Origin of the sequence: uncultured Campylobacter sp. (genome assembly GCF_938031315.1) — a bacterium.
GTDB lineage: Bacteria > Campylobacterota > Campylobacteria > Campylobacterales > Campylobacteraceae > Campylobacter_B.
Map to the genome: position 1 here is coordinate 1 of NZ_CALHHT010000141.1, position 1479 is coordinate 1479.

2 protein-coding genes are annotated in these 1479 nt (G+C 49.1%); both read left to right on the forward strand.

All coding sequences use genetic code 11. The features are described from left to right. Nucleotides 1-264 (forward strand): energy transducer TonB (locus Q0236_RS03890; RefSeq protein ID WP_297915317.1); only part of this gene is annotated, 264 nt, incomplete at its 5' end. 288 nt (nt 265-552) lie between these two features. Continuing rightward, a partial coding sequence (locus Q0236_RS03895) for an NAD(P)-binding domain-containing protein (RefSeq protein WP_297915319.1) occupies nt 553-1479 on the forward strand: 927 nt, incomplete at its 3' end.

Genomic DNA, 1479 nt, shown 5'->3' on the forward strand with positions numbered 1-1479 from the left:
ATTTTCGCCATCATTTCGCGCTACGCGCAGTCGCACTATCCTAAAAATGCCCAGCGTATGCGTAAAACGGGCATCGTAGGCGTGCGCTTTACCTATACGGCAAGCGGCGATGTTAAGGGGCTTCGCGTTGCGTCTTCCTCGAGTGTCGATTCGCTCGATGAGGGCGCATTAAGCGCAGTCGAGCGCACCAAGGACAGCTTCCCGAAGGTCGAAAAGGATACGGAATTTAACTTTAGCATAAAGTATACGCTAAATTTTAACTAGCCTTAAAGCTTCTACTAAAAACTCCTGCCAGGGCGGTGAAATTTTAAAATTTGCCGCCCTTGCCGCCGCTTCCATTGCTCCGCTGCATGAGCTTTGCGAATAGATTTGGGCACCGTGAAATTTTAAATTTAACTCAGCTAAAAATTTTATCTTTTTAAATTTAGCCTGGGCGCCTGCCGCAAAGCGCTAAATTTTAAACTAAGTCGCGAAATCGCTCGGAAATTCTACTGTTTTTAATGGAAAATTCACTATAATTTTGCCCAAAATTTAAAGAATCAAAGGAAAGCTATGACGGACGTTTACGATCTAGTCGTCATCGGCGGCGGCCCCTGCGGGATCGCCTCGGTTGTCGAAGCGAAGAGAAATGGCTTAGCGCGCGTATTGCTGCTCGAAAAGGGCGACAACCACTCCCAAACCATCAGGCAGTTTTATAAGGACAAAAAGCGCGTAGATAAAGAATACAAGGGGATGGATAGCGAAACTCGCGGCTCGATCTCGTTTGAAACCGGCACGAAGGAGAGCGTACTGAATTACTTCGACGAGCTGCTGGATAACGACAAGATCGATACGAATTTCAAAAGCGAGGTCGAAAAGATCGAAAAGCACGGCGATGATCCGTTCTGCATCACCACGGCAAGCGCCGGCTACCGCGCGCATAACGTTATCATTGCAATCGGCAGAATGGGCAAACCGAATAAGCCCGCCTATAAAATTCCGCCGTCCATTACACAGCGGGTAAATCTCGATAAATGCACGATCAATGAAAAAATTCTAGTCGTCGGAGGTGGCAATTCCGCCGCGGAATATGCCATAGCGCTGTGTAAAACCAATGTCGTGACGCTTTGCTATCGCAAGCCAAAATTTACCCGTCTAAACGAGACGAACGAAAACGACATCAAGCACGAGGTCAGATACGGCAATATCATCTTGCGCCTAGGCCTTGATATAGCGGCGCTTGAGAACGAAAACGGCAAGGTGCTCGTTAAATTTGAAGACGGCACCGAGCTGGTGTTTGACCGCGTGATCTATGCGATCGGCGGCACGAGCCCGATCGATTTTTTGAAAAAATGCGGTATCGCATACGACGCAAACGGCGTGCCGATCGTGGATGAAAACCTGCAAACCTCCACAAAGGGGCTCTACGTAGGCGGCGATCTGGTCACGAGCAGCGGCGGCTCAATCGTGGTGGCGATGAATCATGCCCACACCACGATC